Annotated in this window: 15 protein-coding genes; 11 read left to right on the top strand and 4 right to left on the bottom strand. The window is 31.3% G+C overall.

The annotated features are described in order from the left end of the window. Positions 1 to 57 precede the first annotated feature (57 nt). The 8 genes from WR164_RS06615 to WR164_RS06580 all read left to right on the top strand — a co-directional run bounded on the left by WR164_RS06615 (position 58) and on the right by WR164_RS06580 (position 8709). Positions 58 to 1638: a hypothetical protein gene (locus WR164_RS06615; RefSeq protein ID WP_286136735.1), complete on the top strand. Its 1581-nt coding sequence runs from the start codon at positions 58 to 60 to the stop codon at positions 1636 to 1638. Between the two features lie 114 nt (positions 1639 to 1752). Further along, a complete protein-coding gene (locus WR164_RS06610; RefSeq protein ID WP_286136734.1) occupies positions 1753 to 2718 on the top strand; it encodes a hypothetical protein in 966 nt (321 codons plus the stop codon). Between the two features lie 159 nt (positions 2719 to 2877). Further along, a complete protein-coding gene (locus WR164_RS06605) occupies positions 2878 to 3477 on the top strand; it encodes a TIR domain-containing protein (protein ID WP_286136733.1) in 600 nt (199 codons plus the stop codon). Between the two features lie 16 nt (positions 3478 to 3493). Then, positions 3494 to 4804 carry a tetratricopeptide repeat-containing protein gene (locus WR164_RS06600; RefSeq protein ID WP_286136732.1) on the top strand — a complete coding sequence of 437 codons (1311 nt, stop codon included), beginning with the start codon at positions 3494 to 3496 and terminating at the stop codon, positions 4802 to 4804. Positions 4805 to 5077: 273 nt separating this feature from the next. Beyond that, on the top strand, positions 5078 to 5884 hold the full coding sequence (locus tag WR164_RS06595; RefSeq protein WP_286136731.1) for a hypothetical protein: 807 nt from the start codon (positions 5078 to 5080) through the stop codon (positions 5882 to 5884). A gap of 610 nt (positions 5885 to 6494) precedes the next feature. Next, a complete protein-coding gene (locus tag WR164_RS06590; protein WP_286136730.1) occupies positions 6495 to 7403 on the top strand; it encodes a replication initiator protein A in 909 nt (302 codons plus the stop codon). Between the two features lie 238 nt (positions 7404 to 7641). After that, the gene (locus tag WR164_RS06585) at positions 7642 to 8187 is read left to right on the top strand and encodes an ImmA/IrrE family metallo-endopeptidase (RefSeq protein WP_286136728.1); all 546 of its coding nucleotides are present in this window, start codon (positions 7642 to 7644) and stop codon (positions 8185 to 8187) included. Positions 8188 to 8190: 3 nt separating this feature from the next. Next, complete coding sequence (locus WR164_RS06580) at positions 8191 to 8709, top strand: hypothetical protein (RefSeq protein WP_286136727.1); 519 nt, start codon at positions 8191 to 8193, stop codon at positions 8707 to 8709. A gap of 89 nt (positions 8710 to 8798) precedes the next feature. On the opposite strand, the gene WR164_RS06575 is transcribed toward WR164_RS06580, so the two are convergent. Further along, positions 8799 to 9554, bottom strand: a complete 756-nt coding sequence (locus WR164_RS06575; RefSeq protein ID WP_286136726.1) for a hypothetical protein — start codon at positions 9552 to 9554, stop codon at positions 8799 to 8801. Between the two features lie 175 nt (positions 9555 to 9729). Between WR164_RS06575 and WR164_RS06570 the strand changes: the two genes are divergently transcribed. Next, entirely contained in the window at positions 9730 to 10263 is a 534-nt protein-coding gene (locus WR164_RS06570; protein WP_286136725.1) for a hypothetical protein, read from the top strand. Between the two features lie 95 nt (positions 10264 to 10358). Here WR164_RS06570 and WR164_RS06565 read toward each other — a convergent pair whose 3' ends face one another. The 3 genes from WR164_RS06565 to WR164_RS06555 all read right to left on the bottom strand — a co-directional run bounded on the left by WR164_RS06565 (position 10359) and on the right by WR164_RS06555 (position 11983). Beyond that, entirely contained in the window at positions 10359 to 10529 is a 171-nt protein-coding gene (locus WR164_RS06565) for a hypothetical protein (protein WP_286136724.1), read from the bottom strand. 1 nt (position 10530) lies between these two features. Next, the gene (locus tag WR164_RS06560; protein ID WP_286136723.1) at positions 10531 to 11190 is read right to left on the bottom strand and encodes a hypothetical protein; all 660 of its coding nucleotides are present in this window, start codon (positions 11188 to 11190) and stop codon (positions 10531 to 10533) included. Between the two features lie 160 nt (positions 11191 to 11350). Further along, entirely contained in the window at positions 11351 to 11983 is a 633-nt protein-coding gene (locus WR164_RS06555) for an SGNH/GDSL hydrolase family protein (protein ID WP_286136722.1), read from the bottom strand. 287 nt (positions 11984 to 12270) lie between these two features. Here WR164_RS06555 and WR164_RS06550 point away from each other — a divergent pair, with 287 nt between their 5' ends. Continuing rightward, entirely contained in the window at positions 12271 to 13095 is an 825-nt protein-coding gene (locus tag WR164_RS06550) for an alkaline phosphatase family protein (protein ID WP_286136721.1), read from the top strand. Between the two features lie 125 nt (positions 13096 to 13220). Then, positions 13221 to 14471: a NupC/NupG family nucleoside CNT transporter gene (locus tag WR164_RS06545; RefSeq protein ID WP_286136720.1), complete on the top strand. Its 1251-nt coding sequence runs from the start codon at positions 13221 to 13223 to the stop codon at positions 14469 to 14471. Positions 14472 to 14550 lie beyond the last annotated feature (79 nt).

Genomic DNA, 14550 nt, shown 5'->3' with positions numbered 1-14550 from the left:
ATGTTATAATTCTTATGTTGATATAGCTACATATTAATTAATTGGAGGGAATATATAATGCAATCAAGTTTAAAGAAATCATTATACTTGGGCTTAGCTGCTTTAAGTTTCGTTTCTGTTGCTGGTGCTGCTAATGCAAACAACGCTAGTGCTAAACGTACTCATCATGCACGCGTAGCTCGTAAAGCATTTAACCCAGACCGTCAAGGTATGGATCAAAACCAAGCATGGCAAGCAAACGGTAAAAACAATATCTATGCTACCATCTTAGGTCGTAATCGTAAGTTAGTTGCTAATGGCTCTGACATTAAGGGTCAATACTTCATGGCTTACCAACAAGAAAATAACCAAAAAGGTCAACATTACTACAAAGTAGTATCATTCGATGGTAAGACCCGTGGTTGGATTTATAGAGGTGGTGTTGATAAGACCAACACAACTACTGATGAATCTACTCCACAAGGTACTTACTACTTAAATAATACTAGTGCTAAGTTAACTAATGCTGCTGATGGTTCTGTATTTCACAGTAACAACGGTGTTGCTTTAAGCCACACTGAATTGGTTAAATTAGATCCATTCAAAGTTATGAAGGCTGTTAAAGTTAACAATTCCGGTGATGTTTATTATGAAGTTGCTGACCAAAACCAACCAACTGTTACTGGATGGGTTAAGTCATCTGATATGAGTACTCAAGTTCCATTTGATCAATCTAAAGATGTTAAAATTAATTTAACTGACCAAAATGGTAATGTTGTTAAATCTTATAATTTAGATACTCAAAATTATGATGGTAAAGGTACTAAATTAGGTACTGAAGCTAATTATAATAAAGTATTGAATTTTGATGGAGACACTAACTCACTTTGGGCAGCTGTTAAAGCTGGTTTAACAAATGGTACTGATAATGACTTTAATGGTACTAGTTACAAATTTGCTAGCATCTTAGGTTCAACAAATGGTAATAACAGTGATAATACTATTAGTAATAACATCAAGGCTCTTCAATATGTTGAACCTGGTGACACTGTTACATTAAGATTACCATCAGCTGCTACTAGCAATGTAAAATCTCACTTAGTATTTAATACTTTGAGTGATGGTGTTAATAACCCAGCTCCATTTGGTGCAAATGATGTTGTATTTCCAAAATTATCCGATGACTCATATGCTGATTTGAATGCTGGTCAAAGTAATCGTGAATATGTTGGAAATTCAGTATTTGAAGGTGGTAATGGTTCACCATTCACTACTGTAACATTTGCTAATGGTAACTTTAATAAGGATAATATTCCAAATTCATTAAGTGTATTAGTTGGTTCTAAGACTCTTAATGCTGGTACTAATGGCGTTGCACAAGGTGGACAAAATGGTAATAACACTGTTGTTTATAATAGTGATGCTGATGCATTAAATAAGACTAGCAATGTAACTACTAACTTCACTAATAAGAGTGATAATAATGGTGCTTACCATTACTTATATGTATTTGATAAGAATGCTACTGAAAATGCTAATAATGGTAAGACTTTTGGTACCAACTTAACTTCATATTACAATGTATATGCTGTTAAAGGTGCTGCTATGAGTACTAACCAAGGTCAACAAAATAATCCTAATACTGATTACTTAGGTTAATTTTAAATTAGTCTATTAATTAATAATTAGTTAAATAAAAAAAGGAGATTGGATCTTTTATAGATCAATCTCCTTTTTTTATTTAACTTAGGAAGATTAGAAAGGAATAATAGTATGTCAATTTTTAATGCACATCCAACTAAAATTACATCACAGAATGGCAATTACCAGATTTCTGCTAATAAAGCTGCAAAACTATTTATAGCAAATAAATATCCAGATAAAGATGCTTTTACGTGCGGAAAGAAAAATGTTAACGGCAATGGTTACTGCAGTGTAAAAGTGATTTTGTGTGCAGTTAATAGTAAACATGTGAAGCCATACTTTAGGCAAAAGGATTTATCTGAAAAGCATACTTGTAATATTAAAATAGATCCTACTCGTAAATATAAGGGTGTGCATAGAAGAGGTAAACATATTTATGTGGATGATAAAAAAGGAATTTTAAATTTTTTTAAGAAAAGTAGTGCTGCTAAAAATAAACCACCTAAAAGTGTTAAAAAAGTTAGCAATCAAAATAAAAAAACAACTAATGCGAAAACAATTGTAGATAATAATGGACTTAAGAAAAAGAAAAATCGACATTACAGTATAAATACCTTAGAAAAAATTGTTGATAACAAAAATACAATACAATTATTACCATCTAAAACATTATTTAATTTAAACAAGTTATTTTTTAAAATTACTAATTCAAACAGTAAAACAGGTTATGGATTACCTCAAAATATGTTCCCAATATTTTATGGAAATGCTTATTTATATCAGAATAATAAGGTATTTAAAGATCATAAATATAAAAATTATCATTTATTCTTTCCAAACCAATTATTAAATGGAAAGAATATTTCTATTATTTTGTATGAATCTGAAATCAAAACTTTATTATCTAAACCTAAGTCTTATGTTGTTAATAAAAATAAAAATGGCAATAAAATATCTAAGAAAAAATTGCTTAAAGTTTATACAACAATTGAACCTCAATTTTCTAAATTGTATAATAACTATTATGTTGATGTTAAACACCATACTAAAGATAATAATTATTTGAAGAATCATATATATATTAGGATACTTTAAACAGCATAGTACAAAAAAGATTGGATCACTAATTTGATCCAATCTTTTTATACATAAATTTAAATATGTATAATATTATTTAATATACTTAAAACTAATTAGATGATATACTAACAATTGCTGTAAAATATTAAAAAACTTTTCTTAAAGGAGGAATACTTGATCACTAAGCATAAGTGCTTCATTTCATTTAAAATGAAAGATGATTATTATAAAAAGAGAATTCAAGATAATAATGATATTGAAATGATAGACAAATCATTAGATAATCCTATTAATTCGACAAATCCTGATTATGTAATGCAAAAAATCAGAGATGACTACTTAAAAGATTCCAGCGTAACTATATTTTTAATTGGCCAACATAGCGCTGAAAATGATTTTAATGAAGATCAACAGTATATTAAAAAAGAGTTACAAGCTTCTTTGTATCACTCTCAATTTCATGGTCGTAATGGAATCTTAGGGATTGTTATTCCTAGTATGTATGTAAAAATATTTAAAGGTTCTTATAAATGCAATAATTGCGGAAATAATCATAATGATGTGGAAATTAATGATGATACCGTTATTAAAGAATTTAGTGCCAATTACTATATTCAAGAAGGGCATACATCATGTGCATGGAGTCCAGACGAAAGGTATTGTTTATTAGTTAGATGGGAAGATTTTATTAATAATCCTAATAAATATATAGACAATGCTTTTGATAAAACTAAAGAACCAATAGTTAGTAAAATCAAAGTTCGTCCAAAATAGAAGGGAAGTAAGATAAATGTACGGTTTTGTAATTATGGGCTATGGAAAGAAAATGGATTATTATAAAGATCCTAATAATAAAAATACTAAATCTAAAGTAGATCTAGATAAAATTTATAATAATTTAATAACACCTTCTCTACATGATATGAATATTCAAGGCCTCAGAGGAGATGAAATATCTAATTCAGAAGTGATTGACAAAGATATGTTTGAATTACTACTTGGTTGTGAGATTGTTGTTGCAGATATTACAACATTAAATAGTAATGCAATGTATGAACTTGGAGTAAGGCATGCATTAAAGCCATATTCTACGATTATTCTTACATCTGATGATTGTAATTTACCATTTGATATTAGTCACAATCGTGTATTTAAATATTCATTAAGAGATATAAGAAATGAGGAAAAATTAAAACAAACAAAAATAAAATTAAATAGAATGTTAAAATCTGCTATTAAAAAAGTTAATCTAAAAGGTGGGGGCAATGAGAAAGATAAATATGATAGTCCAGTTTATCGAAATATAGATCATCTTTCTTTTCCTACTATTTCTAAAAAAAGAATTGAAGAAATAATAAGAAAACATTATAACACTGAAACTATAAGTAAATTGCTAGAAAAGGCCAAAGAATTTAAAAAGAAGCATGAATATAGAAAAGTTGCTGATATTTTTAAAAAATTAGCTAGTAACAATAGTAATCCTTATTACGTACAACAAGAATCTCTATTTCTGAATAAAAATGGTGATTATAAAGAAGCAGAAAATATTATTAATAAATTAAATCCATTAAATTCTTTTGATTCGGAAACAACTGGATTATATGGTTCAGTTGAAAAACAATTGTATTTACAAACTAATTCTATGAATTTTCTTAATGAAGCTATAAAATCATATAATCGTGGATATATTTTAAATCGGGATTATTATAATGGTGAAAATGTTGTAAATTGTCTCATTTATAAAATCCTAAATTTATCTAAGAAAACTCTTACTAATGATTTGTTAAATGAATTGCATTATTTAAAATATCAAATTACAAAAATTAATGAAGATGTTTTAAAACTAGCTACCAGAAATAATATTAATAGAAATGAAAATGGATTGGAAAAAGATTACTGGTTATTTGCAACTATATCTCTTTCTTATTTATTAAATAAAAATAACTCTGAGTATCAAAATTATAGAAAACAATTTATGTTGTATAGAAAATATGATTGGGAAACTAACACTTATAATAATTCTAAAGAGTTAAGGAATACTTTTTTAGAAAGTGAAATGATTAGGAGCTTATATGTTAAGAGTATTCTTGATAAAGAGTGATTAAGGATGAAATAAAGGATTGAATTATTAATTTGATTCAATTTTTTGTACATATTTTTTCATTTGCTCAATTTAAGCTCCTATTATTTTCATTCCAATAAAAGATATAAATTCATGTCTTTTAATTCTTAAATCAACTATATTTTGAATATTATCATGATTTAATTTGAGTATTTAATACTAAATATTATCATTGATTAGTAAAAATATTTATAATCTAAATGATATAAAAAATATATGATTTTTGGTTTGGTTAAAAGAGGTAATTTAATCATGAAGAACAAATTATTGTATTCAACAGCATTATTAGCTTTGTTAATGGGAACTGGAGCACTAACATCTACTCATAATGTTCATGCTGATGTTACTAGGGCAACAACTACACGAATTAATGATAACCATGCTAAAAATGATACATCAGGTAGTAGAAGTAGTAATACAGCTTCAACTACTACTAAAAGCGGTGCATCATCCACTTCTGGTAATAGTAAGGCTAGTACTGGTACAGCTTTAAAATCTGGTGAACATAATCAAAGTTCTGCTTCTAGTAGTGCCTCAAGTGGATCACATGCAAGTTCTAAAGCAGCTAGTAATACTAATTCAGGAAAGGCTAGTAATGCCAGTTCAGCATCTGTTTCTAATAAAGCTAGCTCAGCAAGTTCCACTCACAGTAAATCTGCTGTAAGTACATCTAAATCTAAACCAAGTACGACTAGACACTTATCAGCTTATCGTCGGGCTGTAAACTATAATCGAAAAATGGTTACTAATTCTAAAAGGGCACTTAGACGTTATAATAGAGCACATTCTCGTTATGCTAAAAAGCGAGCATATCGTGCTTTGGTCAAAGCATATCGAGCTGAATTACGTTCTGATAAAAGAGTAATTAAATCAACTAAAAATTATGGTTCAAGTTATAAGTATGCCAAGGATGCCTTAAATGTTGCTGATAGAATTCATGATAAAAGAAATATTCGTGTATTTAAGCGGCTTGTATCACGTTATCAAGCATACTTTAGAGCAGAAAGGGCTCAAAGAAGATCTTTGAGGGCATTAAGAAGTGCTTTGAAGAACTTTTAATTGATATAAATTATACGAAAAAGATTGAATCATTAAGTTGATTCAATCTTTTTTATACAACATTTTTTCATTTACTCGATTTAAGCTCCCGTTATTTCTAATTCAATAAAAGATATGAATTCACACCTTAAAGTGCTTAAATAATTTATATTTTGTATTTTATGATGATGTCTTATTTAATGATGAGCAATAAAAAAATTAAAAAAATATCAAATTATAAAAAATTTTGAAGCTAACCACGTAGTTATATATGCGCCGTTTTTTATGCGTCGCTTCTTTCGATTTTTTATTAATTTCCAATTAAAGAGCTTACCCAATGGAAACGGGTAAGCTCTTTTTAGATCCTGATTGACAGTGTTATGATTTCAGGAGTAAGATTATATTGTTAACTAAGCCACACATAATGGTTTAAAAATAAAATTGAATAATAAAAAAGAAAACTAATGATGTACAGTTTTTGGTAGAACTCATCATTAGTTTCCCGCTAGTATTTATCATACCGATTAATATTATATTCTGAATTAATATTAATTTCAAATCAATACATATACTAGCAGGTCCGAATTAAATATTCTGGCCTTTTTGTTGTTCCAAAAGGGGATAACGAATAATGAAACAGTGCTTAATTTTAGATATGGAAATGGCGGACAATCCGGAATTCAACATGAACGAAGTGGTGGCATACGCTCGTTTAGCAGATCGATTAAAGTCATCAAGAAGACGCAGCAACTTTTATGACACCAAGATGAACGATTACTACGTCATCTTCACGTTGGATGAAATGGCGGATAAATTACACGTTTCCAGAAGAACGGTCAGCAAGATCTATGCGCATTTGAAACGTTTGGGTCTAATTGTCGTCAAGCAACAATTCAATCACGCTGGCAAGATCTTTTTACCCAAGGTGGCAAAATCTGCCACGCCTGAAGTGCAGAATGTGCAACCTAATCAAGATTATATTAATCAATACAAGGGTAATAGAACAGTTAATACAGCGAAAGTGGCTAGATTTCATTGTGAAGATAAAGCTGAACAGTGGATCCATTCAACCAGTCGGATTGGAATAACTGAACCAACCTTACAATTAATCCTAAAGTTCGCTGGTCGCAATCTTAAGAATTGCCGCAAGATTGTCAGGGTTATCTTGAACGCTAGGAACAAGGTCGCCATTAAAGCTAAGATTGCGAAGACGGCGGTGACCCAGTTTGAAAGCAATCAGAATCTACAGAGTGGGTTGAATGAACATTTGAACCACATTTTTAGCTATATTAGTGACCATGGCTACCAAAAGTACTGGGGCTATTTGACCAATGCACTGAAGGATTTCTTTTTAGATGCCTTTGGCTTGAAGCAACCGGTGAAGGTCGTTAAGCCTAATCGGCAACGGGTCGAATTTAATAAGCGTCCCGTGATCCATGAGACGCTTCCGGACTGGGCAAATGATAATTATGAACCCCACTACAAGCAGGCACCGTTGGCTGAAAGATTGGCGGTGAAGGAGAAGTTGGCGAAATTATAGAATAATGATTTTGCATTAAACTATTTATCTTTGTTCAATCCCGAAAGGGATTGTTTAAGCGAAACGTTCCTAGAAATTCTGGATTTTAATTCCGATGTAGTTCACTTGTTAATAATATGATTTAAAACATTGCCAGCTGGTAATTTGATAGTATTTTTGTTAACATTTTTAATGAACTATGTTATAAATTAAAATTTTAAATTAAATAAAGCGGATACTATATTGGAGGTGGATTTAAATGGATAAAGGCTTAAGAAAGTCCATTGATGAATTAGCTAATATAGTAAGTCAAATAATTCCGATTCCTAAAGATTTTAACCTATCTAAAAGTTTAAAATCTAATGGAGTTGATATTAGATATTTTACTGACAAAAAATATGATGCGTTTTTACAATGGAATTATAAAAAAAATTGTCCTGTTATTTCAGTAAATGCTACTCAACCATTAGTTAGAAGAAATTTTTCAATGGCTCATGAGTTGGGACATTTGGTCATTGATTATAAATGGAATCCATTCAGTGGTAAAATCAATGTTAATCATAAGAGATTACTTAGTGTGAAGTATCGTGGTGGCGATTATAACAGTGTTGCAGAAAAGAATGACGAAACCGTTGTAAATGAATTTGCAGCTGCTTTTTTAATTCCTAATCGATTAATTAAGGAAGAAATAGAGAATAGTGATCCAGATTATCTAAAATTAATTGATCAATTATCTAATAAATTTAAGGTTTCAAATGATATGGCAAGAATAAGATTAAATAATTTTCTTGATGGTGTGGAATGATACATGACTGAAAATAATAAATATAAAAAATTAATAGATAGTAAAAATAATTTATCGTCGAAATATGATGATTTAAATAATCATATTAGTAATAAATCAGACATTAAAAATAATCCTGAAAATAATTCAGAAAATAATTCTAAAGTACTTGAAACTAAAACACATGGTAGTTTTAATAAGGCATTAAGAAGAGATAAGCAAGATATTGGCTTGAGGGAAGATTATAGAAAAACCATTAAGAAAAATATTAAATATCAACGAAAGTTAAGAAAAAGATTGGCTAATTTTTTCATGTGGTATATGTCAATAATAACTTGTGTTATTTTTTATATAATCATTGATCCATTTCATCATCCTTCCATTTACCAAGTTTCTTTAAAAGAGACATTACTTGGTGTCTTTTTTGTGAATATATTATCGATTCTTATAATTATGGTTAGATATTCTTTCCAAAGTAGCGATAAAATTATGAGACAATTTAATATAATTGGAAGAAATAGTGACTATGACGAAAAAAATTGAATCGTTAAAAACGGTTCAATCTTTTTTAGCATCATCTATTTATTTTTGATACATATTCATTTACATTTATTTTAAACATTGCCAAGCGATTATATTTTGTTTTGCTTAATGGTCTTCATCATTTCATCTAATCGTTCTTTTGACATCTTGTCATACTCCAAGTATTTAAGGACTTTCTTCACCATTTCCTTATCCCTAAAATTTTCGAACTGCTGATATGTTTTACCACCAAGGTATGAATGATTGAGGGGATTTAATACCTCCTGAATGTTGCGCTGAGGTGAATTCAAAATGATTTTAATAAAAGCTTGAATTCGTCCAGCTTCCTCAATCCTCCGTTTCACATATTCACTTTGTTCGTTAAATCTAATGGTATGCTCATAATCTTTAAAAATCAGGTCGCATTGATCGTTCTCAGTACTATAATTACCATTGAGATGATGACTACAGATCCATGTACGATTCTGGTCATCTTTTGATTCTGGAGTCATTGGAATCATGACGAAATTATCAATTACAAGTGGAATCCTTGATTTTACATCCATAAACTTTCCAATTGTTTTAACGGTAAATGGATCAAAGAATTCATGAGAATTCCATAGGCAGCTCATCAACTGATTGACCGTTTGTTTAACCAGATAAAATCCGTAATATTTCTCCAAGATGAGGGTCGCATACTGGTGATGATGGTGCTTAATATTTATCAACATTAAAACATTATTCCAATTGATGTCGCTTGTGATGGTGCGGTGTTCTAGATGACGTAATTTAATGTTTGCGATATTAACGCAATCGTGCTTAAAAATTCTTTCTTGGTACTCCTGTTTAATGCCTTTAATAAGCATTATGGCGTCCACTCCCATGTTAAATTTACCCTATGATATATAAATATACCAGAATGTGTTATCACTCACAAGATAATTTTGATGGGAATTTGTTAAAAAATTCATTAAAAAGGGTATCTTTTTGAATCGTTTTCGTATATAATCATAGAATACTAAGGAAAGGGGTTCCCGCCATATGCAACGAGGATCTTCAGAATCAGACCCACTGGGGTCAATGCCACAAATTGTTACACCTAAGTTTTCCATTAATTTCAAAATGATGTTATTCTGCCACACGCTTTCGATTAATGATCATGGATTCATCATGGATACAGGAGCCAATGATCATGAACACGGTCAGCGTTTACTTGATAAGTATACGTCGATGTTTCCGAAACGGAAATCGAAGGAATTTAAGGACGGCGAATTTGAACGCTACATCTTGAGCATTCAAGATAAAATCTGCCAGTTAGAATATTTACGTGGTGAAGGTTATTTTGAAGATGTTTTAGATATTAGAGAGATGAACCAGAAATACAAGAACTGGATCAAATACTATCATATTTTGAGTAATCGCAGCGATGCGGAAATTAAGAAGGATAACCGCGATTATGATCGGGTGAAGAAGCAATTAGATAGTTTATCGCCATTCGAACAGCGACGCCTAGAAGAGGATACCAAGAATCAAGGCTTGGATGTTTCAAAGGACGAGTTGGATAATTTGTTTTAAAAAATAATAAGATAATAAGGTAAGAAAAAAGATGTCGAATTGAAGTCGGCATCTAATGAGGTCGTCGATATGGAAGTTGACGACTATTTTAGTTTCTAAGAAAAGTAATCTCTTCTTGCTTTTCTTAAATTCTTTTGTGTATTCTTCTTTATGATTTTATCGGCAGCCAATTTAATTGCTCTTTTGGGATTTGATGGCATGGATCTTGTTTCAAAACTGCTTCTTCGTGAATTTTCTTTGGGACTATTTTTTGTTGCTCTTTTCATTTTAAACACTCCCTTTATATCTTTTAATTATTTTAGCATAATTAGATTTTCTTTTTAAATTCTTATTCCTTATTCTGTACCATTTCTTGTATAATCTATTGATATGTTTATATGAGATGCCGCCATTACTCTCTAAAAATTTTAAAAATTCAGAATATTTTTTAGTGAAATTCAATACATCTTTATGTGCTAATTCATAAGATAATTTTTCATTATTAGCACCATATAAAATTTTAATTGACATTACTTCCAATTTTTTAAATATATTAGGTGCATTTAATTTAAATAATACTTGTCTTTTTAAATAATTTTTAGAACTGGATGTATTAGCATAGTTATTAATTAAATTAATCATTTTATTGTCTATGAGTATATGATTACCATTTAAATATGATTTAATTTCATTAATGTATTTACTTTTTTGATGCATATATTCTTTCTTATATTTATTATTTAATATATCCATTTGTGGAATTATTTCGTATATAAATTTTCTTATATTTTCAATGGCATTATTTATTTTTTCTTTATGTTTATTTTGAAAATAAGTTAATGCGGCTATAATAATACCAATTATAGTAAATACATAATAAGTGTTTTCTAAATTAATGCTTTTTAAGATAGGTTTTATAATAATTAACATTATTGTTGTTTTAAGCAATTCGATGTCTACTTTCTTAATTAATTTTGACTAAATTAGATGTAATACTCTAATTATATTTAACACAAAAGATTTTATTAAAATTATATGTTAAATAAATAGTAGCCATTTAAAAGTAAATACGAAACAATTAATATAATTAACTAATTATTTAAATAAATCACACATTTTTAACCATAAACTGGCCAATCATCTTTGCCATCAATTTATAAGTTGCCGGAGTAGGATGGAGATGCTGATCATTAAACCGTTCTTTATAGTTCTGATCGGTAATTAAATCCGGGGCTTCAATTCGCCAATCTAAGCATGGAATGTTTTGGTTAGCATAGACCCGTTTTAATGCATCGCAGAGCTGATTCATTGTGTAGCCACCATTACCTTGCACGTCATCGGAACACTTGCCATTGTCATATCTACGAAGTGGCAAAACGGCGTAAATTTTCATTTTGGAATTTTTTTGTTTCATTATATTAAGGTTCTGATTTAGTGCTTTAATGACCTGCGATAATGAGTGGGCAGAATGACGCCAATCATTTGTACCATAAAAGACAACGGCCGTATCATATTTTTTAAAATTAATGTTGTCATTGACTTGGTCGCCCATGTCGCCATGGTCAGTAATTTCATCAGAGATGGAGGCCGCGTTGACACCGTAGTTATCAACGTGGGCATCTAAATCTTTGCCGAGCCATTCTGGATAGGTCCCGGATGTTAGATCGTAATAGCCGTTATAACCGTTGGTAATGGAATCACCGATGGCAGCAATGTTTTGGTTTTGAAATGGATTCTTCAAAGTAATCACTTCTTTATTAAATATTATATCCATTTTAAATGAATCTGAATTTAAATGCATACTTTTTGAAAAAGTATTGTATAATATAGTTCCTTGGCAGGGGCATTGATATCAGTGTCTGGACTGGGTGTGATTCCAGTTTATCAACCATATCAGGATGAAAATCTTGATATGGCTTTTTTGAACCTTTGAATCAATGCTATAATTGTAATAAGCGAACTTTACTAATTTTAATTAATATAGTATGATTAATGATTAAAAAGTGAATTCTTGGAGGGAGAATTAGGATGAAATTCAGAAGGGTCATTATCATTGATATTGCATCACTTGGACTTGGTGCCACTGCCGATGCGGACCGTTTTAATTCGACTGGCGCTGACACCTTAGGTCATCTGGATCAACATTTTCATTCTACCCTTAAATTACCAACATTAACGCAATTAGGCCTCGGGAATATTCGTGCTGATCATCCGGTTAAATCGGTACCAGCCGTTGATCATCCATGGGGCTTTTTTGGTAGCCTGATTAATCGGGTTCAAGATAATACCCCCAATGCGGGGATTCGAGAAATGCTTGATATTGACATGCACTGCCGGATCATCGGGGTTTTGAACGAATTAATCCGTCGTAACTTCTCGGTCACGGTGATTTCACCACTCGAAAATTACTTGATTGACCAGGACTGGGCGAAACAGATTCAAGCATCTGATGACGACATGGCATATTCACAACTGATGGTGCAACTGAAGACTTTAGAGCAGGGTTTGATTTACTTTCAGCCACCGGTTATCAGAAGGGATGCCTACCAGCATCAAATGCGTGGGTACAAAGCTAATTTAGAAGTTATGGATAAGCAGTTGGGGATCCTTTTTGAAAAGTTAGATCCAACTGATATGGTGATCGTTACTTCTAGTTTTGCGAACGACCCAACGTTTGATCAGCAATACACACGTGAAAAATTACCACTGTTGATTTACAGCCCCGCTTATCAAAACGGCAAATCCATTGGTGATAATCACTACGCTGGTGATATTGGAAAGACCATCATCGATATTTTTAAGCGCCATTCTAACACAAAGTTTGCGCACAGCTTACTACCCTTGATCGGGTAACTTAAATTTTGGTAACAATTATTAATAATAACCTATTATAAAGGAGTGATTGACCGGTCGGGCGAAGACCATTAAAGGACAGTTGTTACAACTAAATAAATGGAAAAGAGAGGAACCACCAAATAATGTATCTATTAATTAATATTTTGGGAATATTAGCCTTTTTAGCCGTTGCAGTATTGTTTTCAAAAGATCGTAAACATATCGATTGGAAGTCGATCGGAATTGTCCTTGTTTTGAACTTAGTGATTGCACTTTGCTTAACTAAGTTTGCTTGGGGCCGTGATGCCATTAAGGCCTTAGCCAATGGTTTTACCGTTTTGATTCAAGCCGCTGATGAAGGAATTAGCTTCGCATTGCCAAGTTGGATGAATGCTAAGCCATTAGATTTCGTCACTAGTGCTTTACTACCGATTCTATTAATCGTTCCACTATTTGATATTATGACCTACATTGGTTTTCTACCATGGTTAATCAAATGGATTGGAAAAGGGTTAGCCTATATTACCGGTCAACCAAAATTTGAATCATTCTTTTCAGTTGAAATGATGTTTCTAGGAAATACCGAAGCATTAGCCGTTTCAACCCTTCAATTAAAACGGATGCGTGGCGAGCGTGATTTAACGATTGCCATGATGTCAATGTCTTGTGTGACTGCTTCGATTCTAGCTTCATACATGCAGATGATTCCTGGTGAATACGTCTTGACTGCCGTTCCGTTGAACATTTTAAATGCCGTTATTATTTCTGGAATTTTGAATCCGATCAAAGTAACTCCAGATGAAGATACGATTGCAAAAGTTGGCGATGACACCAAGAATGAAGATGCCAAAGCTGAAGTTGATAAATCAAAAGAAAACGGGAGAGAACCATTCTTCTCATTCTTAGGTGATTCAATCTTAAAAGCTGGTAAATTAATCTTGATTATTACCGCGAACGTGATTGCTTTCGTTGCTTTAGCTGGCTTGATTGATAAGATTTTAGGTGCTATCAACCCGAACTTATCATTAGAACACATCTTAGGGGTCTGCATGTTCCCATTCGCATGGTTATTAGGACAGGATCCAAGCAATGCCTTTCAATTTGCTCAATACATGGGTACCAAATTAGTTACGAATGAATTCGTTGTCATGGGTCGCGTTAGCCCTCATATCAACAATCCACATTTCTTCAATCCCCATTACCGAGCTGAAATCAGTGTCTTCTTGACTTCCTTTGCGAACTTAGGGACCGTTGGAATGATTGTCGGTGCCTTTAAGGGAATCGTTGATAAATCTAAAAATGATTTGATTAGTAAGAACGTTGGATACATGGTTCTTTCTGGAATCTTAGTTTCACTAATGTCAGCCGGGATTGTGGGTCTCTTCGTTTGGTAAAAATATTTTTTTAAAAGCCTTTACTTATAAAAAGTAGGGGCTTTTTCTTGTCTTGTATTTTCGACCTGAGTAACATAAA

This window comes from Philodulcilactobacillus myokonensis, from assembly GCF_027923585.1.
In the GTDB taxonomy this organism is placed as follows: domain Bacteria; phylum Bacillota; class Bacilli; order Lactobacillales; family Lactobacillaceae; genus Philodulcilactobacillus; species Philodulcilactobacillus myokonensis.
The sequence above is the reverse complement of the archived record's forward strand: the minus strand, read 5'-3'. Positions and strand labels throughout refer to the sequence as shown.